Genomic DNA, 20,246 nt, shown 5'->3' with positions numbered 1-20,246 from the left:
ACGGCGAACGCGGCTCCCCGGGCGCAGATGACAATCGCGCCTCATCCTATCCATAGCCGATCCGATCACGCCCGGCGAATCGTTTTGCGCATCTTTTCGTGTCCGGACGTCGATTTTGGTCGCAACGATCGCAACTTGGGCACAATTCATCGCACGTCGCACCGGCCCCGCCCCGCTCATGCCGCAATCGCGCCGCCGGTGACGTGAAACGTTGAGCCGCGCGCCCGGCCCCGCTAGAGCGCGATCATGGCCGTATTTTTTCACGAAGAAGACCTGCCGGGCGACGTGTTCGCCCCCGGCGCCGCGATCGCGGTGGATACCGAGACGATGGGGCTGATCACCCCGCGCGACCGGCTGTGCTTGGTCCAGCTGTCCGACGGGCTTGGCGACGAGCATCTGGTGCGCTTCGGCCCCGGCAGCGATTATGCCGCGCCGGTGCTGCGCGCGGTCCTGGCCGATCCGGGGCGGTTGAAGCTGTACCATTTCGGCCGATTCGATATCGCCGCGATCCGCCACTACCTGGGCGTCGTCGCCGCGCCGGTCTATTGCACCAAGATCGCGTCGCGGCTGGTGCGCACCTACACCGATCGCCACGGGCTGAAGGAGCTGGTGCGCGAGTTGCTGGGGCAGGACATTTCCAAGCAGCAGCAATCGTCCGACTGGGGCGGCCCGGACCTGTCGGAGGCGCAGCGCGACTATGCCGCGTCGGACGTCCGCTACCTCCATCGCCTGCGCGAGGAACTGGACCGGCGGCTGTCGCGCGAGGGGCGGACCGCGCTGGCGCAGGCCTGTTTCGATTTCCTGCCGGCGCGCGCGGAACTGGATCTGGCCGGCTGGCCGGAGACGGACATCTTCGCGCATGTCTGACGTGGCGGCGCGATCGCGGTCGGCGCGGCAACGCTGGGCGCTGCCCGGCGGGCGGCACGACCATGTGATCGCCACCGCCAACTGGCTGCTGCCGGTGTCGATCGGCGTGCTGGCCGCGTTCCTGGTGCTCGCCCCGCTGACGATGGGGGGCGAATCGTCGTTCGTGCTCGACAAGAACAAGGTCGAGGTGGCCAAGGAACGGATGAAGATCGAGGCCGCGCGCTATCGCGGCACCGATGGCAAGGGGCAGCCGTTCGAGCTGGACGCCGGCTCCGCGGTGCAGAAAAGCTCCGCCGAACCGATCGTGCGCATCCAGGACCTGGCCGCCGCGATCCGCCTGTCGGACGGCCCCGCGACGGTGAAGGCGCCGTCGGGCCGCTACGACATGGACACCGAACAGGTGAAGGTGGACGGGCCGATCGCGGTGCGCGGGCCGAACAATTACGCGCTCGACACGCAGGATGCGGTCGTCGACCTGAAGACTCGCCAACTGCAATCGACCGGCGCGGTGACCGGCACCGTGCGCCAGGGCACGTTCAGCGCCAATTCGATGCGCGCGGACCTCGAATCGCGTACCGTGCGGCTGGACGGCAATGCGCGCTTGCGGATCGACCCGCGAGCGACGAAATAGCCCGCCATGCGCCACGCCGCCTTCCTGATCCTCGCGCTCGCTGCTGCGGCGCCGGCCACGGCGCAGACGCGCCACGACACCAACGCGCCGGTCAACGTCGCGGCGGACCATATCGAGTTGCAGGATCGCGCCAACCGCGCGGTCTTCGCGGGCAACGTTCAGGTCCAGCAGGCGGAAATGACGCTGCGCGCACAGCGTATCGTGCTGACCTACACCGGGCAGATCGAGGGCGGGAATCCGCAGATCTCGCGCATGGACGCCAGCGGCGGGGTGACGGTGATCCGCCCGGACCAGACCGCGCGCAGCCAGTTCGCGGTCTATGACCTCAACCGCCGCATTATCACCATGCTGGGCGCAGTGCGGCTGACGCAGGGCGGCAGCACGGTCAACGGCGGGCGGCTGACCATCAACCTCGATTCGGGGCGCGCGGTGATCGACGGATCGTCGGTCGCGGGCGGGGGCAGCGGCGCGAACGGCGTCCAGCCGGCCCCCAACGGGCGGGTCACCGGCACGTTCGCGGTGCCCAAACGCAACAACTGACCGGCAAGACGGCGCGGTACGGCACGTCGGGGCTATGCCGCGCGCGCGCCATCATGCATGAATCCTGCCAAGGCGCCGTGCCCGCACGCCGCCGCCCGTTGTGACGTGAGGCCGTACGCCGATGGATGTGATGACCACCCCGCTCGATCAGGTCGAGGCGATCCACGAGGCGCCCGTCGCGGACGGGCTGCAGGTGGTGTCGATCGCCAAGAGCTATGACAAGCGCGTCGTGCTGACCGACGTGTCGGTATCGGTCGGGCGCGGCGAGGTGATAGGACTGCTCGGCCCCAATGGCGCGGGCAAGACGACCTGTTTCTATTCGGTGATGGGGCTGGTGAAGCCCGATTCGGGCCGCATCATGCTGGACGGGCACGATATCACCGGCCTGCCGATGTACCGCCGCGCGATCCTCGGCCTTGGCTATCTGCCACAGGAAACGTCGATCTTCCGCGGGCTGACGATCGAGAAGAACATCCTGACCGTGCTCGAACTGGCCGAGCCGGATGCGGCGGCGCGCGCCGAGAAGCTGGAGAAGCTGCTGGGCGAATTCGGGCTGACGCGGCTGCGCGATGCGCCGGCAATGGCGCTGTCGGGCGGCGAGCGTCGCCGCGCCGAGATCGCGCGCGCGCTGGCCGCCGATCCGTCGATCATGCTGCTGGACGAACCGTTCGCGGGAATCGACCCGATCTCGATCGCGGACATCCGCGACCTGGTGTGCCAGCTGAAGGAGCGCGGGATCGGCGTGCTCATCACCGACCACAATGTGCGCGAGACGCTGGACATCGTCGACCGCGGCTACATCATCTACGACGGCAAGGTACTGTTCACCGGCAGCCCGGACGAGCTGGTCCGCGACGAGAACGTGCGCCGCTTGTACCTGGGCGAGGGCTTCACGCTCTAGCCGCATGGCCCGGCCGCTCGCCTCCCACAGCCCCCGCCCCGCATGAGCCTCGCGCCGCGCCTCGACCTGCGCCAGTCGCAATCGCTGGTGATGACGCCGCAGCTGCAGCAGGCGATCAAACTGCTGACGCTGTCCAACCTCGAGATCGAGGGGGTGATCGCCGAGGAGATCGAGAAGAACCCGCTGCTGGAGACCGCCCCCGCGGCCGGCGACGCCCCCGCCACCGCTCCGGCGGATGCGCCCGCCCCCGCGCGCGACGAGCCGGCGGGCGCGGACGAACTGGTGATGGCCGGCGAGGGCGCGGGCGAATCGCTGGACGTCGATATCGCCGCCGAACGGTTCGACGACGGGCCGGGCGACCACGCCGGCCCGTCCGCCGGGGCGACCGGCAGCGGATCGGCATCGGGCGAGGCGGTGGATTTCGACAGCTTCGCCGACACCAGCGAAAGCTTGGCCGACGTGCTGCTGGCGCAGGCCGGGGCGGCGTTCGCGGGCGCCGACCTGCTGATCGCGCGCGCGCTGATCGATCAGATCGACGAGGCCGGCTATCTGCGCGCCGACCTGATCGATATCTCGCAGCGGCTGGGCGTGCCGCTGCGCCATGTCGAGACGGTGCTGGCCGGCATCCAGCGCTTCGAGCCGACCGGGGTGGGCGCGCGCGACCTGGCCGAATGCCTGGCGATCCAGGCGCGCGAGGCCGACCGCTACGACCCGTGCATGGCGCGGCTGATCGACCATCTCGACTGGCTGGCACGCGGCGACCTGCCGCGGCTCAAGCGGCTGTGCGGGGTCGATGACGAGGATCTGGCCGACATGATCCGCGAATTGCGCGGCTATGATCCCAAGCCGGGCTGCCGCTTCGGCGGGGACGCGCCGATGCCGGTGATCCCCGACCTGACGGTGGTGCGCACGCGCGACGGCTGGGCGATCGAGATGAACAGCGCGACGCTGCCGCGCGTGCTAGTCAACCGGCGCTATTACGGCGAATTGTCGGCGGGGCCGCAGGACAAGGGCAGCAAGGCATGGCTGGCCGAGAAGCTGGCCAGCGCCAACTGGCTGGTCAAGGCGCTGGACCAGCGGCAGCGCACGATCATCCGCGTCGCGACCGAGATCGTGAAGCAGCAGGAGGCGTTCTTCCTGAAAGGCGTCGCGCATCTCAAGCCGCTGACGCTGCGGCAGGTGGCCGAGGCGATCGAGATGCACGAATCGACCGTCAGCCGCGTCACCAGCAACAAATATCTCAGCTGCGCGCGCGGGTTGTTCGAGCTGAAATATTTCTTCACCTCCGCGATCCAGGCGGCGGACGGCGGCGATGCGGTGTCGGCCGAAGCGGTCAAGAGCGCGATCCGCGCGCTGATCGCGAGCGAGGGCGACACGATCCTGTCCGACGATACGCTGGTGGAGATGCTGAACGCCAAGGGCTTCGGCATCGCGCGGCGCACGGTGGCGAAATATCGCGAGGCGATGGGGATCGGCAGCTCTGTGCAGCGGCGCCGGGCGAAGGCGTTGCAGGGGGCGTAGCGCTTCCCGAACGACCGTCATCCCAGCAAAGGCTGGGATCTTACGCGGCAAAGGATGTCGGTCATCACGGGGAGGCCCCAGCCTTCGCTGGGGCGACTCGATACGGGGCGACGGGTAATCAATTCGGCGTCGGCCCCGCCGCCGCGATCGACGGCGCGACCGGCGGCGTGCCCGAGCGCGCGACCGCGACCGCGCGGTCGTACCAGTCGGACAGGTCGCGCTTCATCGCCACCAGCGCCTCCGGGTTCAGATATGTCATGTGACCGGCGGGATAATAGACGAAGCGCAGGTTCGCGCGCTGCCCCGGTTCCAGCATCATGTGGCCAAGGTCGTTCTCGGTCCCGAAGAACGGGGTGGCCATGTCGTACCAGCCGTTCATCGACAGCACCTGCAGGTACGGGTTGGCGCGCATCGCGGCGGCCAGGTCGATCGCGGTATTGGGGTTGTTCTGCTGCCCCATGCGATTGGGGGCGTCATGCTTCCAGTTCCACGTCCACCCCGCGGCGTCGCGCGCCGACAGGCGGTAGGGCATGTCGGTCTTATACCCTAAGGTGTGGGTCGTATAATCGTTGAACGTGGCGATGAACGCGCCCGAGATCGCGTCCGACGACACGTCGGTTTCCGGCCGCTCGCCGGCGGCATCGCTGTCGGTGCCGGTGTAGCGCGAATCGAACCGGCCGACCGTCTGGCGCGTGCCGCGCAGCAATTCCTTCTGGAAGCGCGGCAAATCGATGCGCAGGTTCGCGCGTTTGATGAAATCGGGCGACAAGCCGATCAGCCGGCTTATCCCCTCCGCCACCTGGTCGCGTTCCGCATCGGAGATGTTCTGCCCCTTGGCCAGCGCCGACATGTACGGCCCGGTCGCGAACTCGCGCGCCTGCTGCACCACCGTCGCGACGTCCGCCGGGCGGTTGACGAGGCGGTTGTGATACCAGGCAGTGGCGGCATAGCTGGGCAGATAGTTGAGATAGACCTGGTCCAGCCCCGGCTGACGATAGCCGTAGTTCATGATCGAGCTGAGCAGCACCACGCCGTTCAGCGCCATGCCGCGGTCCTGCAACTGATAGGCCAGCGCGCCGGAACGCAGCGTGCCGTAGCTTTCGCCGAACAGGAACTTGGGGCTGTTCCACCGCCCGAACTTGGTGGCGTAGCGAAGGATCGCCTTGGCGAAGGCGTCGGCATCCTCGTCCACGCCATAGAAGGCCGCGGGCTTCATATCCCCCAGCGGGCGCGAATAGCCCGCGCCGATCGCGTCCAGGAACACCATGTCGGTCTTGTCGAGCAGCGTGTAGGGATTCGGCCCGAAGTCATAGGGCGCGGGGCGGATGAATTCGGGGTTGCCGGTCTTGAGCCGAACCGGGGCGAACGACCCCATGTGCAGCCAGAACGTCGGGCTGCCCGGCCCGCCGTTGTAGAAGAAGGTGATCGGGCGTTTGGTGCCCGGCTGCGTGCCGTCGAGCGTATAGGCGGTGTAGAACATCGACGCAGTCGGCTTTCCCTCCGTATCGCGCAGCGTCAGCGTCCCGGCGGTCGCGGTATAGGGCAGCCGCCGTCCCGCGACCGTCACCGCGCCCTTCGACCGTTCCTCGCGCTCCTCCACCGGGGCGACCGCGGTGCCCGCCTCCACCGCGTCCTTCTGCGCCTCCGCGGCGGTCTTCTCCGCGGCGCGGGAAGGCTTGCCGGCGGGCGCGGAGCGATCCTGCGCCGCCGCGATCGTGGAAGTGGCCAACAACAACCCGGCGGCAAGGCGCAAACGCATGAAAGACATCCTTCGATCGGTCAGGGTCGCTGATCTAATCGGCGGCGTGGGCCATGCGCAAGTTGTGTGTCATCCGCCACGATCAGGCAACAGTCGGGCCGTGGACGCGACCGTCGATGCGGCGGCGGACGTCGCCGACCGGCTCAGTCGTCCTCGTCCTCGAACCCCGCCAGCGCCAGCGCGCGGGCGCGGATCTGGCGCGTCATGCACCAATGGACCAGCGCCTCCTCGCGCCCGTGGGTGACCCACACCTCCTTCGGCGCGATCTCCTCCAGCGTCGCGGTCAGCTCGTCCCAGTCGGCATGGTCGGACAGAATCAGCGGCAACTCGACATTCTTCTGCCGCGCGCGCTGGCGCACCCGCATCCAGCCCGATGCCATCGCGGTGATCGGATCGGGCAGCCGCCGCGACCAGCGGTCGTTGAGGGCGGAGGGCGGGCACATCACCACATACCCCGCCATCGCCGCCTTGGGCACGCCCGCCACCGGGATCAGCTCGCCCAGCGATACGCCCAGGTCCGCGTAGAGATCGCACAGGCGCTGGAGCGCGCCGTGAATATAGATCGGCGCGTCATGGCCGCGCGCGCGCAGCTCCGCGATCACGCGCTGCGCCTTGCCCAGCGCATAGGCGCCGACCAGCACGCAGCGTGTCGGATTGGCGTGGAGCCGCGCGACCAGCTTGTCGATCTCGTCCCCCGTGTCCGGGTGGCGGAACACCGGCAGGCCGAACGTCGCTTCGGTGATGAAAACGTCGCACGCCACCGGCTCGAACGCGGCGCAGGTGGGGTCGGGGCGGCGCTTGTAGTCGCCCGACACCACCACCCGTTCGCCGCGATGGGTCAGCACGATCTGCGCCGATCCCAGCACATGGCCGGCGGGGACGTAGCCCACCTCCACCTCACCCAGCCGGATCGTCTCGCCATAGCCGACCGGCACGCCCGCCTGCGGGCCGTAGCGCGCCGCCATAATCGCCAGCGTCTCCGGCGTCGCCCATACCGCGCCATGCCCGCCGCGCGCGTGATCGGCATGGCCGTGCGTGACCAACGCGCGCGGCTGCGGGGTGGAGGGATCGACCCAGGCGTCGGCGGGGCGGACGTAGATTCCGGTCGGATGCGGTTCCAGCCAATCGCCCAGGGTCGCCATCGCCTTTCAACCCGCGAGCGGCCGGATCGTATCCGCTGCCGTGAAAGGGTTCACGCGGAGACGCGGAGATGCACCGCGCGGAACAGGCCCATCGGAAGACAGCGAGCGCGCGCTGGTCGGCTGCGCCGCTGGTCCATGTCGCACCCTCTCCGCGCCTCCGCGTGAACCATCTGCTCTGGCGGCACGCGGATGCGCTTCCTAGATCAGCGCCTTGACCGCCACGCTCCCCCCCGCCCTCCCCGACTGGTTCGCCGCGCGCGGCTGGTGCCCGCGCGGGCATCAGCTGGCGATGCTGGAACAGGCGCGCGCGGGGCGGCACGCGCTGCTGATCGCCGCGACCGGCGCGGGCAAGACGCTGGCCGGGTTCCTGCCGACGCTGGCCGAACTGATCGCGCATCCGCACGACGGGCTGCACACGCTGTACGTCTCCCCGCTGAAGGCGCTGGCGGTCGATATCCAGCGCAACCTGATGACGCCGATCGAGGAGATGGGCGTCGACATCCGCGTCGAGACGCGCACCGGCGATACCCCGTCCGACCGCAAGGCGCGGCAGCGCGCGAAGCCGCCGCAGATCCTGCTGACCACCCCCGAATCGTTGTCGCTGCTGCTGAGCTATCCCGACAGTTTCCTGATGTTCGCGCGCCTGAAGACGATCGTGGTGGACGAGGTGCACGCCTTCGCCACCACCAAACGCGGCGACCTGTTGTCGCTGTGCATGGCGCGGTTGCAGGCGATCGCGCCGGAGTGCCGCCGCGTCGCGCTGTCGGCGACGGTGGCGGACCCGGACGGCTATCGCGCATGGCTGGCGCCCGACGGGGATATCGACACGGTGGCGCTGGTCGCGGGCGATACCGGGGTCGATCCGAACATCGCGATCCTGCTGCCCGAGGATCGCGTCCCCTGGGCGGGCCATTCGGGCCGCTATGCCGCCGAACAGGTGATGGCGGAGATCGAGACGCACCGCACCACGATCGTGTTCTGCAACACCCGCAGCCTGGCCGAGCTGATCTTCCAGGATCTGTGGAAGGCCAATGCGATGCAGCTGCCGATCGGCATCCACCACGGCAGCCTGGAAAAGGAGGCGCGGCGCAAGGTGGAGGGCGCGATGGCCGCCGGGCGGCTGCGCGCGCTGGTTGCCACTGCCAGCCTGGACCTGGGGGTCGACTGGGGCGACGTCGATTGCGTGATCCAGATGGGCGCGCCCAAGGGATCGTCGCGGCTGCTGCAACGAATCGGGCGGTCGAACCACCGGCTGGACGAACCGTCGGAAGCGATCCTGGTCCCCGGCAACCGCTTCGAATATCTGGAGGCGCGCGCCGCGCTGGACGCGGTGGAGGCGGGCGAGCTGGACGCCGACGTGTTCCGCATGGGGGCGCTCGACGTGCTGGCGCAGCATGTCATGGCCTGCGCCTGCGCCGCGCCTTTCGATCAGGCCGACTTGCTGGCGGAGGTGCGGGGCGCACTGCCCTATTCGGCGCTGACCGACGATCTGTTCGAGCGCGTGCTGGGGTTCATCCGCGACGGCGGCTATTCGCTGCGCGCCTATGACCGGTTCCGCCGGCTGACGCAGGATGCCGACGGGCGCTGGCGGGTCAGCCATCCGCAATTCGTCGCGCAGCACCGCCTGAACGCCGGGATCATCGTGGAGGCGACGATGGTGACCGTCCGCTTCCGCAACGGGCGCGCGCTGGGCAAGGTGGAGGAAGGCTTCGCCGCGACGCTGAGCCATGGCGACACCTTCTTCTTCGCCGGGCTGAGCCTGGAGGTGGAGAAGATCGATACCGAGGATCTGGTGGTGCGCGCCACCACCCGGCCGGCGCGCATCCCCACCTATGGCGGCGCGCGGATGCCGCTGTCGACGAACCTGGCCGCGCGCGTGCGCCATTTCCTGGCCGAGCCGGGCGAGTGGCACCGCTTTCCCGACGACGTGCGCGAATGGCTGGAGATCCAGCAGCGCCGCTCCACCCTGCCGCGCCCCGACCAGCTGCTGGTCGAGACCTTCCCGCGCGAGGGGCGGCATTATATGGTCGCGTACAGTTTTGAGGGGTGGAATGCGCACCAGTCGCTGGGGATGCTGGTGACGAAGCGAATGGAGACACAGGGGCTGAAGCCGCTGGGCTTCGTCGCCAACGATTACGCCATCGCCACTTATTCGCTGGAGCCGGTCGCCCATCCCGCGGCGCTGTTTTCCGCCGACATCCTGGAACATGAGTTCGTCGACTGGGTGGAACGCTCGCACCTGTTGAAGCGCGCGTTCCGCGAGGTGGCGGTGATCGGCGGACTGGTCGAGCGCCAGCACCCCGGCAAGCGCAAGACCGGGCGTCAGGTGACCTTTTCCACCGACCTCATCTACGACGTGCTGCGCAAGTACGAGCCGGGGCACGTCCTGCTGGAGGCGGCCTGGGCCGATGCGCGCGCGCGGATGACCGACGTCGGGCGGCTGGCGGACCTGATGGACCGCGCCGCCGACACGATGGTGCATGTCGACCTGCCGCGCGTCACGCCGCTGGCGGTGCCCGTCCTGACGCTGATCGGGCGCGAGAAGGTGGCGACCGGCAGCGCCGACGACGCGCTGCTGATCGAGGCGGAGGCGCTGGCCGCCGAGGCGATGGCGGTCGATTGATTTCATTAGGCTAATGGCCGGATCGGGCGTACCCTGCCGCGCATGGAGAGGTGGATCGCCCTGGCGTTGATCGCGGCGGGTACGGAGGCCGTGGCACAGCCGCCAGCCGTCGCCCCACCCGCTGCACCGGCCATGGCCACGCCGCCCGCCGCGATCGATTCCGCCACCGGCGAGGACCTGTCGTTCCTGACCGCCGACACGCGCATGACCGTGCCGGTGCGCGTCGCGGGCGAAGGGCCGTTCCCGTTCGTGATCGACACCGGCGCGCAGCGCACCGTCATCTCGCGCCAGCTGGCGCGGCGGCTGGGGCTGGCGGCGGGGCCGCGGGTGCGGTTGATCGCGATGTCGAGCACCGGCGAGGCCGATACGGTGATCGTGCCGCGACTTAGCGTTGATACGGTCACCGCCGGCACATTGGGCGGCGAGCGGATCGAGGCGCCGGCGATCGACCACGCGCTGCTCGGCGCGCCGGGGATGCTGGGGATCGACACGTTGCAGGGCCGGCGGCTGGCGATCGATTTCGCCGCGGAGCGGATGACCGTCACCCCTTCCTCTGCCGAGCGCCGCACCCGCCGCGCCGCCGCGGACGAAATCGTCATCCAGGCGCGCAACCTGTTCGGCCAGTTGGTGGTGACCCAGGCCAGCGTCGCGGGGCGCAAGGTGCGCGTGATCCTGGACACCGGCACCTCGATCAGCATCGGCAATGCCGCGCTGCGCCGCCTGCTGGGCAAGCGCGATCCGATCGCGTCGGAGACGTTCACCGGCGTGCTGGGGCAGCCGATGACCGGCGATTATGCGATCGTGCGCGAAATGACGCTGGGCAGCGCGACGATCCAGACCCTGCCGGTTGCCTTTGCCGAGGCGGCGCCGTTCCGCGCCTTCGGCCTGGCCGACAAGCCCGCGATCCTGCTGGGGATGGACGCGCTGCGACTGTTCCGCCGGGTGGAGATCGACTTCGCCCGGCGCGAGCTACGGCTGGCGATGCCGCGACAGGCGACCGCCGCCGCCTTTTGATTTGCACGCGGCCCGTTTCGCTGCAACCTTGGCGCGACACGAAGAAGAGCGGGGATGCGATGCGCACGGCAGGATTGATCGCAGGGCTGGCAGCGATGCTGGCGGGCACCGGGATAGCCACCGCCGCCGCGGCGCAGAACCGCCCCGACGAAAAGGCGTTCTTCGACCTGTACAAGGAGATGGTCGAGACCAACACCGTCGCCAAGGTCGGCAGCTGCACCAAGGCCGCGTCGCAGGTGGCGGCGCGGCTGAAGGCGGCGGGCTATCGCGATGCCGACATCACGCTGTTTTCCACGCCCGATCATCCCGACGACGGCGGGATCGTCGCGATCCTGCCGGGCAGCGACCGTGCGGCCAAGCCGATCCTGCTGCTCGGCCATCTCGACGTGGTCGAGGCCAAGCGCGCCGACTGGACGCGCGACCCGTTCACGCTGGTGGAGGAGAACGGCTATTACTACGGCCGCGGCACCGTCGACGACAAGGCGATGTCGGCGATCTGGGCCGACGCCTTCGTCCGCTTCAAACAGACTGGGTGGACGCCGAAGCGCACGCTGAAGCTGGCGCTGACCTGCGGCGAGGAGACGACCTGGGCGTTCAACGGCGCCGAATGGCTGGCGAAGAACAAGCGCGAGCTGATCGACGCCGAATTCGCGCTCAACGAGGGCGGCGGCGGGCTGCTCGACGCCGCGGGCAAGCGCCAGCTGCTGAGCGTGCAGGTAGGCGAGAAGGCGGCACAGAACTTCACCCTCGTCGCGACCAATCCGGGCGGGCACAGCTCGGCGCCGACCCCCGAGAATGCGATCTACGAACTGGCCGACGCGATCAAGGCGGTACAGGGGCACGAATTCCCGATCCGCTTCACCGATACGACACGCGCTTTCTTCACGCAGACCGCGAAGGTACGCGGCGGAGAACTGGGCGCGGCGATCACCCGGCTGCTCGCCGATCCGACCGACACGGCCGCCGACGCGATCGTCAGCCGCGACAAGGTGCTGCACTCGACGCTGCGCACCACCTGTGTCGCCACGTTGGTGAACGCCGGCCATGCCGAGAACGCGCTGCCGCAGCGCGCCACCGCCAACGTCAATTGCCGCATCTTCCCCGGCGAAACCGTCGACCAGACGCTGGCCGAGTTGAAGCGGCTGGCGGGGGACAAGGTGACGGTGACCGCCAACCAGCCGATCCGCCCCACCGCGGTGCCCCCGACGCTCGACCCGAAGGTGCTGGGGCCGATGCAGGCGGTGGCAAGCAAGCATTTCCCCGGCGTGCCGATGCTGCCCAGCATGTCGACCGGCGCGACCGACGGCGTGTTCCTGGAGGCGGTGGGCATCCCCGTCTACGGCGCACCGGGCACGTTCCTCGACCCCGATTTCAACGGCATCCACGGCCTCAACGAACGGATCCGCGTCAGCTCGCTCTACGCCGCGCGCGATTACCTGTTCGATCTGGTGAAGGCCTATGCGGGGTAAGGCGGCATCTGGAGCGGTTTCCGACCGCAACCTTTCGCCTGCCGAAGCCCCGTCTCAACACGAGCGGTACCGAAGACAGACCTGGCGCCGCTAGCGCGGCAGGTCGATCGCCACCACCAGCCCGGGGGCGGCGTCGCCCAGCCGCACCGTGCCGCCGTGCAGCCGCGCCACCGCCGCGACCAGCGACAGGCCCAGCCCCGCGCCGGTGCCGCCGCGCGCCGTATCGAGCCGGCCGAAACGGCGCAGCGCGGCGTCGCGGTCGGCCGGCGCGATCCCGCTGCCTTCGTCGACGACCGATACGGTGACGCGATCCTCGCCGGCATCCAGCGCGAGCGTGATCGTGCCGGCGCCGTATTTCAGCGCATTGTCGACCAGATTGCCCAGCGCCTGCCCCAAAAGCTCGCGGTGCAGCGGCAGCGTGGCGGGGGCGGCGATGGCGACGCGGATCGCGCGCCCCGCATCTTCGGCAACGGGGCCGTAGATCTCGGCGATCTCCTCCAGCTCGACAGCCAGGTCGACGGGGGTGAAGCTCTCCTTGCCGATCCCCGCCTCCGCGCGGGTGATGCGCAGCGCGGTTTCGACCATCGCCAGCAGCCGTTCGCCCTCCGCCAGCGCGCGGTCGACCGCATCCTGCGCGGCCGGTTCGGTGACCGCGGCGGCAGCGCGTTCCAGCGCCGAGCGCAACCGGGTGAGCGGCGATTTCAGGTCGTGCGCCAGCCCGTCGGTCGCGATCGTCAGTTCGGCGACCAGCCCGTCGACGCGGCCCAGCATCGCATTGACCGACTGCGCCAGCGCGGCGAAGGCATCGCCGGAGCGGTCGGCGGGCACGCGCCGCGACAGGTCGCCGTCGCGCACCGCATCCAGCGTCGCGACCGTCGCATCCAGCCGCAGCACGATCATCCGCGCCGCCAGCCACGCCGCCAGCGCGGCGAAGGCGATCGCCAGCGACAGTGCAAACAGCGTCGCCGCCTCCAGCAGCCGCACCGCGCGGCGCTCGCCCTCCACCACGCTGCCGGTCAGCAAGCGGAGCCCGCCGGGCAGCGCGGTGGCGCGCAGCAGCATCGCCTCCGGCGCGTCATGCGTGATGCGGTAAAGCTCCACCTGCGCCGCACCGCGATCGACCGCGACATTCGGGGGAAAGGCGGCCAGATTGCCCGCGATCCGCCGCCCGCGCGCATCGGCGAGCAGCATCACGCTGCCCGGCGTCACCACGCGGGTGGTGCGCAGCGCGATCGCGCGCGCCAGTTCGGCATCGCCCCCCGCCGCGCGCACCGCCAGCAGATCCTGGCGCAGCACCTCCCCCGCCTCCGCCGCGCCGGCGCTGACCTGCCGCAGCACGACGATGCGGATCGCGGCGAGCAGCGTCGCGGCGGCCGCGATCTGCAACAGGAACACCAGAGCGGCGAACCGGAAGGTGGTGGACCGCCACAGCATCGCGCGCGTCAGGGCGTCGCGCCCAGACGGTAGCCCGCGCCGCGCACGGTATGCAGCAGCGGGCGCGCGAAGCCTTCGTCCACCTTCTTGCGCAACCGGCTAAGGTGCACGTCGATCACGTTGGTACCGGGGTCGAAGTGATAGTCCCACACCCCCTCCAGCAACATCGTGCGGGTCACCACCTGATCGACATGGCGCAGCAGGAATTCGAGCAGCCGGAATTCGCGCGGCTGGAGTTCCACGACGCGCCCGGCGCGCTTAACGCGGCGCGCCAGCAGGTCCATCTCCAGATCGTCGCACACCAGCACCGTCTGCACCGCGGGCGCCGCCTTGCCGCGGCGGATCAGCAGGCGGATGCGCGCCAGAAGCTCCGCGAAGGCGAACGGCTTGACCAGATAATCGTCGCCGCCGCCGGTCAGCCCCTTCACGCGGTCCTCGGGCGAGCCGAGCGCGGACAGCACGATCACCGGCGTGTCGATCCCCGCGCCCCGCAGCGCGGCCAGCACCGCCATGCCGTCGATCCCTGGCAGCATCCGGTCGAGGACGATGCAGTCGTAGCTGCCGTCGGTGGCGTGGAACAGGCCATCGCGGCCGTTGTCGGCGCGATCGACGGTGAACCCTTCCTCCACCAGCCCCTTGGCGACGTAATCAGATGTGGCGGTATCGTCCTCCACCAGCAGTATCTTCGCTGACAAGCGGCCCGCCCTCCTTCGGCATCGTCATGCGCACCTCGGCCGCATCGCGCAGCACCACCAGGTCGACATCGACCCCTGATGCCACCGCGCGATCGACCTCCGCAAGCGAATCGGGCGCATGGCCGTCGACGCGCTCCACCACGTCACCGACGCGCAGCCCCGCCGCCTCGGCCCGGCCGCCGGCGCGCAGACTGGTGACGACCAGCCCCGCGGGCAGCCCCGCCGGCGCCGCGACGAAGGTGGCGCCGGTCGCGTCCGGCCCCGCGGCCCGCGGCGCGCGCATCGCATGGATCGACATCAGCGCCCCCAGCGTCGCCAGCACCAGGAACGCCAGTGCCGCACGTCCCAGCATCCGCAGCGTCGTCATCCCGCCCCCTCCGCCCGTGCCCGATCCGGTACGCCGCCGCCCTGCGCGCGCGCCAGCGACAGCAGTTCGTCGAGCCGCGCCATGATCGACTGGTCGATCACCTCATGCATCCGCAGCATTTCCAGCTCGGTGCGCAAATTCACCTCGTAATCCAGGCTGGCGGCCAGCCGGTCCTTCGCGGCCTGGCGGTTCTGGCTCATCATGATCACCGGCGCCTGCACCGCGGCCAGCGTCGACAGCATCAGGTTGAGGAAGATGTACGGATAGGGATCGAACGGGTGACCCCAGCGCGCCAGCACGTCGCTGTTGAGCACCATCCAGCCGACCAGCACCAGCGTGAAGGCGATAATGAAGCCCCACGATCCGCCGACCGCCGCCACCCGGTCCGCCAGCCGGTCGCCCAGCGTCGCGCGTTCGTCAGCGACGTCGGCGGCGTCGCGCGCGATCGGGCGGCGTTCCTGCATCTTGGCCAGCACGTTGCGCTCTTCGGCATCGAGCGCGGCGGGCGCCTTGCCGATCAGCCGCGCGGCGAGGAGATGGAGGGGATTGCTGGCCATCGACGGTTCCTTTCGATCGATGGCGTAGCGCACGCCCGGTGATCGGCATGTGGGCGCAACATGACCAATCGCTCATGTTCCCGACAGGCGCGCGCCAGCCGCGCTGCGCCATCAGCACCGCGATGCCAGTGCGCAACCGCCCCGACCCCCCGACCCCGAACAGCAGCGCCGGCCGCGCACGGGCGCTGGACGAGCGGATCTGCCGGATGATCTGCCCGATCGCGTCGGCGATGGTCGGCGTGTGCCTGACCGGGATCGGCCTGTTGCATCTGGCGACGGGGGTGGGCGCACCGGCGGGGATCGCCGACGACCTGCTGGCGATCGATTCGCTGCTGTTCCTGGTCGCGACGCTGGCGTCGTACATGGCGCTGCGCACGCTGCCCAACCGCCGGCTGCACCGGCTGGAACGGACTGCCGACGCCGCGTTCATCGCCGCCATGCTGCTGCTGACCGCGGCGTGTTTCGTCATCACCTATGCGCTGAGTTCCTGACCATGGCCGATCCCACCCGCCGTTCGAACCCGCTGGCCGCCGCGATGGGCGTGCTGGCCGCGCTGGCGGTGATCGTCACCGGTTTCCTGGGCTATGTCGGGTGGTTCGGCGGGCCGCTGTACCGGCTGGCGCCCGCCACCGCCGCGCCGCCGCCCGCACTAGCGGGCACGGTGGCGATCTACCTGTCGGGCGATGCCGGGTTCAACATGGGGATGACCGCGACGGTCGCCCCCGCGATCGCCGCGCGCGGCGTACCGGTGCTGGAGGTCAATTCGCTGGTCTATTTCCGCCACCGCCGCACCCGGGCCGAGGCCGCCGCCTTCGTCACCGCCGCCGCACGCCGCGCGCTGGCGCTGCCGGGCGCGCGACGGGTGGTACTGATCGGCCAGTCGTTCGGCGCCGACATGCTGCAGGCGAGCGCGGCGCGGCTGCCCGCGTCGCTGCGCGCGCGGGTGCCGCTGGTCGCGCTGGTGGTGCCGGGCGATACGCTGCTGTTCAAGGCATCGCCCGGCGGACTGCTGGACGGCGCGCCCGACGGCCCCGCCCTGCCCAGCGCGCGGCGCATCGGCTGGGTGCCGGTGCTGTGCATCCACGGCGTTCGCGAGGAAACCAGCCTGTGCCCGTCATGGCACCAGCGCAACGTGCGCGCCGTCGCGCTGCCGGGCGATCATTACCTCAACCACGACACGGCGGCGCTGACGCGGGTGCTGTGGCGCGCGATCGCCGAAACCGCCGGGCGCGCCGGATGACGAAAATGTCAGCGAACGATGAAGCGGGCGTCATGCGCGGGGGCGCAGGGTGGCGACCGGCCAAGAACCAACAGGGGAGGCGAACGATGACGATGGGATGGCGCGGCATGGCGACGGGAATCGCGCTGGCCGCCGCACTGCTGCCGGCGGGGGCGGCGCAGGCCGGCTTCTTCGCCGAAGGAGCCGGGCCGGAGGGGTTCTGGATGAACCCGCGCGGCACCGTCGCGGTGCGTACCGGCGCGTGCGGCGCCCATCTGTGCGGATGGATCGTCTGGGCCAGCGCGGAGGCGCGCGACGATGCGCGCGACAGCGGGGTCGATCCGCTGATCGGCGTCCAGTTGCTGGAGGATTATCGCCCGCTGGGATCGGGTGCCTGGGCGGGCACGGTGTTCGTCCCCGACATGGGGCGGCGGTTCGCATCGCGGATCGAACAGTCCGAACCCGATCACATGGTGATCAAGGGGTGCGTGCTGGGCGGGTTGCTGTGCAAGTCGCAGACGTGGCGCCGCATCGGGCAGCCACCCCATGCCTGAGCGGCTGATCCGGCTGGCGCGGCATCGCACGACCATCGCGGTCGCGGCGGTGCTGGCGCTGGTGGCGCTGGGGTTCGCGGCGCTCGCGCGGCTGACGCGCGAGATCCACTTCGCGCAGGTGCGCGCCGCGCTGCACGACCTGTCCGGCACGCAGGTAGCGATGGCGCTGGGGTTCACCGCGCTCAGTTACCTGGCGCTGACGCTGTACGACGTCATGGCGCTGCGCATCATCGGGCGGCCGCTGCCGTGGCGCACCGCGGCGCTGGCGTCGTTCACCAGTTACACGCTCAGCCACAATCTGGGGCTGTCGCTGCTGACCGGCGGGTCGGCGCGCTATCGCATCTACAGCGCCGCCGGGCTGGACGGGCCGGACGTCGCGCGCGTCGTCGGGATCGCCAGCGCGACCTTCTGGGCCGGGATCGTCACCGTCGCCGGGCTGGCGCTGGCGCTGCGCGACGGCGCACTGACCATTGCCGGGGCGACGATCGGCGCCGATGCGGCGCATGCCGCGGGCGTCGGCATATTGGCGCTGGCGGCGGCGCTGGTCGCAGCCTGCGCGGTACGGCGTGCGCCGCTGCGGCTGTGGCGGCTCTCGGTGCCGCTGCCCGGCGCGCGGCAGGCGCTGGCGCAGATCGCGATCGCCGCGCTGGACACCGCCGCCGCCGCCGCCGCGCTGTACGTGCTGATCCCCGGCGCGCAGCCGGCGCTGCTGCCCGCCTTCGTCCTGGCCTATGCGCTCGGCATCGTCGCGGCGGTGGTGACGCACGTCCCCGGCGGGATCGGCGTCTTCGAGGCGGTGGTGCTGGCGGTGATCCCCGGCGACCGGGCCGACCTGTTCGCCGCGCTGATCGCCTATCGCGTCATCTATTACCTCGCACCGCTGGCTTTGGGGGTGGCGTTGCTGGCGTGGCACGAGGGGCGGCGCCACCGCGCACTGCCCGCGCGGCTGCTGGCGGAGGGGCGCGCGGTCGCCAGCGGGATCGCGCCGCTGGCGATGGCGGCGGCGACGTTCCTGGGCGGCGGGATGCTGCTGCTGTCGGGGTCGCTGCCCTCGCTCCATGCGCGCATGGGCGTTCTGGGGCATATCCTGCCGCTGCCGTTCATCGAGGCGAGCCATATCGCCGCGAGCCTGGCGGGCACCGGGCTGCTGCTGATGGCCCCGGCGCTGTACCGGCGGCTGGACGGCGCGTTCGTAGCGACGCGCGCGCTGCTGCTGGCCGCCGCCGCCTTTTCGCTGGCGAAAGGGATCGACGTCGAGGAAGCGATCGTCTGCCTGGCGCTGGCGGGGCTGCTGCAATGGACGCGCCCGGCTTTCTACCGGCGCAGCGCGCTGACGCAGGCGCCGCTGACCGCCGGGTGGATCGCGTCGATCGCCACGATCGTCGCGCTGGCGACCTGGGCGGGGTTCTTCGCCTATCGCCGCGTGCCCTATGCCGACGACCTGTGGTGGCAGGTCGCGCTGAAGGGCGATGCGCCGCGCTTCCTGCGCGCGACGCTGGCGGTGGCGGTGATGCTGGCGGGGGCGACGATCTGGCGGCTGATGGGGCCGGCGCGGGTCGCCGCGCACCCGCCCGCCGATGCCGATGCGATCGCGCGCATCCTGGCCACCGCGACGCGCACCGACGCGATGCTGGCGCTGACCGGCGACAAGCGCTTCCTGCTGTCCGACGACGAAACCGCGCTGCTGATGTACCAGGTGCGCGGGTCGAGCTGGATCGTAATGGGCGATCCCGTCGGCGCGCCCGCCGCCTGGCCCGCGCTGCTGTGGCAGATGCGCGACATGGCCGACCGCGCGCAGGGGCGGCTGCTGCTGTACCAGATCACCGCGCCGATGCTGGACCTGGCGATCGGCATGGGGCTGGAGATCATCAAATATGGCGAGGAGGCGGTGGTCGACCTGTCCGCCTTCACGCTCGACACGCCGCGGCTGCGCTCGGTCCGCAAGGCGGAGCGTGCGGTCGCGCGCAAGGGCGCCGAATTCCGCATCGTCCCCGCCGCGGCGGTGCCGGTCATCATGGACGAACTGGCGCGCGTCTCCGACGAATGGGTGCGCGCCAAGCGGCATGAGGAAAAGGGCTTCAGCCTGGGGCGGTTCGACCGCGACTACCTGCGCCATTTCGACATCGCGCTGGTGCTGATCGACGGGCGGATCGTCGCCTTCGCAAACCTCTGGCTGACCGCCGACCGCAGCGAGGCGTCGGTCGACCTGATGCGCCAGGTGGATGCCGCCCCGCCCGGGACGATGGATTTCCTGTTCGTCCACCTGCTGCAATGGGCGCAGGCGCGCGGCTATCGCCGCTTCACGCTCGGCATCGCGCCGCTGTCGGGGATCGAGGGGCGGCGGCTGGCGCCCGCCTGGGCGAAGGCGGCGGCGCTGGTGTTCCGCCACGGCGAACGCTTCTACGGGTTCCGCGGCCTGCGCGCCTACAAGGAGAAATACGCCCCCGAATGGGAGCCGCGCTATATCGCCGGGCCGCACGGGCTGGGGATGCTGAAGGCGCTGCGCGACCTGTCGCGGCTGGTCGGCCGGCCGATGGTGGAGGCATCGTCGCCGCATCTGGTGCTTCCCGCGCGGCCCGCGCGCGGCGACGGCGGCGCGGATCGCCCGCCTACCCCGCCCCCGGCGGCGAACAATGCGGCGGCGGCGACGACCGCCGGGGTCGCGGCATGAGCGGTCCGCACCCTGCCCCCGGTCCGGCCGCCGCGGTGCCGCCGGAATGTGCCGCCGGCCACCATCTGGCCGGCGCGCGGGTGGTCACCGATGAAAACGGCGTCCAGCACGCCCGCTGCCGCCGCTGCGGCTGCGACCTGACGCGGCTGCCGACACTGCGGCGCTGGTACCGGTCCGGCTGGCTGGGCGGATCGTGACGGGCCGGATCATGACGAAGAATTAAGGCGGTGCCCAGCGGCATTCCATCGCGCTAGGGTTAGGCCGGCGACCGTCGGCACATGG

The 20,246-nt window shown here is 70.5% G+C and carries 19 protein-coding genes; 13 read left to right on the top strand and 6 right to left on the bottom strand.

All coding sequences use genetic code 11. The annotated features are described in order from the left end of the window. The first annotated feature begins 246 nt into the window (after positions 1–246). The 5 genes from COA17_RS09630 (at position 247) to rpoN (ending at position 4,460) form a co-directional block, all read left to right on the top strand. A complete protein-coding gene (locus tag COA17_RS09630; protein WP_096612003.1) occupies positions 247–867 on the top strand; it encodes a ribonuclease D in 621 nt (206 codons plus the stop codon). Further along, positions 860–1,498, top strand: a complete 639-nt coding sequence (gene lptC, locus COA17_RS09625; RefSeq protein ID WP_066489198.1) for an LPS export ABC transporter periplasmic protein LptC — start codon at positions 860–862, stop codon at positions 1,496–1,498. The genes COA17_RS09630 and lptC overlap by 8 nt, the downstream gene beginning before the upstream one ends. 6 nt (positions 1,499–1,504) lie before the next feature. Then, the gene (locus COA17_RS09620; protein ID WP_066489201.1) at positions 1,505–2,038 is read left to right on the top strand and encodes an LptA/OstA family protein; all 534 of its coding nucleotides are present in this window, start codon (positions 1,505–1,507) and stop codon (positions 2,036–2,038) included. A gap of 130 nt (positions 2,039–2,168) precedes the next feature. Then, entirely contained in the window at positions 2,169–2,939 is a 771-nt protein-coding gene (lptB, locus tag COA17_RS09615; protein WP_096612256.1) for an LPS export ABC transporter ATP-binding protein, read from the top strand. A gap of 42 nt (positions 2,940–2,981) precedes the next feature. After that, positions 2,982–4,460, top strand: a complete 1,479-nt coding sequence (gene rpoN / locus COA17_RS09610; RefSeq protein WP_096612001.1) for an RNA polymerase factor sigma-54 — start codon at positions 2,982–2,984, stop codon at positions 4,458–4,460. A 118-nt stretch (positions 4,461–4,578) separates the two neighbouring features. Here the strand turns inward: rpoN and COA17_RS09605 are convergent, their stop codons facing one another. Together COA17_RS09605 and COA17_RS09600 are read right to left on the bottom strand one after the other, a co-directional pair. Then, on the bottom strand, positions 4,579–6,219 hold the full coding sequence (locus COA17_RS09605) for a S10 family peptidase (RefSeq protein ID WP_096611999.1): 1,641 nt from the start codon (positions 6,217–6,219) through the stop codon (positions 4,579–4,581). 143 nt (positions 6,220–6,362) lie between these two features. Further along, on the bottom strand, positions 6,363–7,361 hold the full coding sequence (locus COA17_RS09600; RefSeq protein ID WP_096611997.1) for a ligase-associated DNA damage response exonuclease: 999 nt from the start codon (positions 7,359–7,361) through the stop codon (positions 6,363–6,365). Positions 7,362–7,572: 211 nt separating this feature from the next. Here COA17_RS09600 and COA17_RS09595 point away from each other — a divergent pair, with 211 nt between their 5' ends. The 3 genes from COA17_RS09595 (at position 7,573) to COA17_RS09585 (ending at position 12,467) form a co-directional block, all read left to right on the top strand. Further along, the gene (locus COA17_RS09595) at positions 7,573–9,984 is read left to right on the top strand and encodes a ligase-associated DNA damage response DEXH box helicase (protein WP_096611995.1); all 2,412 of its coding nucleotides are present in this window, start codon (positions 7,573–7,575) and stop codon (positions 9,982–9,984) included. Positions 9,985–10,116: 132 nt separating this feature from the next. Continuing rightward, positions 10,117–10,998, top strand: coding sequence for an aspartyl protease family protein (locus COA17_RS09590; protein ID WP_176484852.1), 882 nt, complete (start codon positions 10,117–10,119; stop codon positions 10,996–10,998). A gap of 59 nt (positions 10,999–11,057) precedes the next feature. Then, positions 11,058–12,467 carry a M20/M25/M40 family metallo-hydrolase gene (locus tag COA17_RS09585; RefSeq protein WP_096611991.1) on the top strand — a complete coding sequence of 470 codons (1,410 nt, stop codon included), beginning with the start codon at positions 11,058–11,060 and terminating at the stop codon, positions 12,465–12,467. Positions 12,468–12,557: 90 nt separating this feature from the next. Here COA17_RS09585 and COA17_RS09580 read toward each other — a convergent pair whose 3' ends face one another. Genes COA17_RS09580 through COA17_RS09565 form a run of 4 tightly spaced genes read right to left on the bottom strand, consistent with a single transcriptional unit; the run spans position 12,558 to position 15,520 of the window. Next, the gene (locus COA17_RS09580) at positions 12,558–13,901 is read right to left on the bottom strand and encodes a sensor histidine kinase (protein ID WP_096611989.1); all 1,344 of its coding nucleotides are present in this window, start codon (positions 13,899–13,901) and stop codon (positions 12,558–12,560) included. A gap of 8 nt (positions 13,902–13,909) precedes the next feature. After that, positions 13,910–14,596 carry a winged helix-turn-helix domain-containing protein gene (locus tag COA17_RS09575; protein WP_066484612.1) on the bottom strand — a complete coding sequence of 229 codons (687 nt, stop codon included), beginning with the start codon at positions 14,594–14,596 and terminating at the stop codon, positions 13,910–13,912. Next, complete coding sequence (locus tag COA17_RS09570; protein WP_096611987.1) at positions 14,550–14,963, bottom strand: PDZ domain-containing protein; 414 nt, start codon at positions 14,961–14,963, stop codon at positions 14,550–14,552. The genes COA17_RS09575 and COA17_RS09570 overlap by 47 nt, the downstream gene beginning before the upstream one ends. Then, positions 14,960–15,520, bottom strand: coding sequence for a DUF1003 domain-containing protein (locus COA17_RS09565; protein ID WP_066484617.1), 561 nt, complete (start codon positions 15,518–15,520; stop codon positions 14,960–14,962). Before COA17_RS09565 ends, COA17_RS09570 begins: the two co-directional genes overlap by 4 nt. Positions 15,521–15,642: 122 nt before the next feature. On the opposite strand from COA17_RS09565, the gene COA17_RS09560 reads away from it, so the two are divergent. The 5 genes from COA17_RS09560 to COA17_RS18775 all read left to right on the top strand — a co-directional run bounded on the left by COA17_RS09560 (position 15,643) and on the right by COA17_RS18775 (position 20,161). After that, positions 15,643–16,011, top strand: a complete 369-nt coding sequence (locus COA17_RS09560; protein WP_066484620.1) for a hypothetical protein — start codon at positions 15,643–15,645, stop codon at positions 16,009–16,011. A 2-nt stretch (positions 16,012–16,013) separates the two neighbouring features. Next, positions 16,014–16,760, top strand: a complete 747-nt coding sequence (locus tag COA17_RS09555) for an AcvB/VirJ family lysyl-phosphatidylglycerol hydrolase (RefSeq protein ID WP_096611985.1) — start codon at positions 16,014–16,016, stop codon at positions 16,758–16,760. Positions 16,761–16,846: 86 nt separating this feature from the next. Further along, the gene (locus tag COA17_RS09550; protein ID WP_096611983.1) at positions 16,847–17,293 is read left to right on the top strand and encodes a DUF2147 domain-containing protein; all 447 of its coding nucleotides are present in this window, start codon (positions 16,847–16,849) and stop codon (positions 17,291–17,293) included. Next, on the top strand, positions 17,286–19,964 hold the full coding sequence (mprF, locus tag COA17_RS09545) for a bifunctional lysylphosphatidylglycerol flippase/synthetase MprF (RefSeq protein ID WP_096611981.1): 2,679 nt from the start codon (positions 17,286–17,288) through the stop codon (positions 19,962–19,964). Before COA17_RS09550 ends, mprF begins: the two co-directional genes overlap by 8 nt. Next, complete coding sequence (locus COA17_RS18775; RefSeq protein ID WP_070321820.1) at positions 19,961–20,161, top strand: hypothetical protein; 201 nt, start codon at positions 19,961–19,963, stop codon at positions 20,159–20,161. The genes mprF and COA17_RS18775 overlap by 4 nt, the downstream gene beginning before the upstream one ends. The last annotated feature ends 85 nt before the right edge of the window (positions 20,162–20,246 follow it).

Source organism: Sphingomonas ginsenosidimutans, assembly GCF_002374835.1.
Taxonomy (GTDB): Bacteria; Pseudomonadota; Alphaproteobacteria; order Sphingomonadales; family Sphingomonadaceae; genus Sphingomonas; species Sphingomonas ginsenosidimutans.
This window is presented reverse-complemented; position numbering and strand designations above follow the sequence as displayed.